1 protein-coding gene is annotated in these 379 nt (G+C 60.9%); it reads right to left on the reverse strand.

Annotated features, from left to right (window positions below; translation table 11 throughout):
* On the reverse strand, positions 1 to 379 hold a 379-nt coding region (locus tag ACTHUM_RS20155; protein WP_440404024.1), incomplete at both ends, for a hypothetical protein.

Consider the following 379-nt stretch of genomic DNA (forward strand, 5'->3'; position numbering starts at 1 on the left):
TAGCACCAGTTGCGCCGGTTACGCCGGTGTCACCTTTTTCGCCTTTTTCGCCGGTTGCGCCAGTAGCACCGGTAGCACCAGTTGCGCCAGTAGCACCGGTAGCACCGGTAGCACCAGTAGCGCCGGTTGCGCCAGTAGCGCCGGTATCACCTTTAGCACCAGTTGCACCGGTAGCACCAGTTGCGCCGGTTGCGCCAGTAGCACCAGTAGCACCATTAGCACCAGTAACACCAGTTGCACCGGTAGCACCATTAGCACCAGTTGCGCCGGTTACGCCGGTGTCACCTTTTTCGCCTTTTTCGCCGGTTGCGCCAGTAGCACCGGTAGCACCAGTTGCGCCAGTAGCACCGGTAGCACCGGTAGCACCAGTAGCGCCGGT

This window comes from Neisseria sp. P0021.S006, assembly GCF_051956895.1.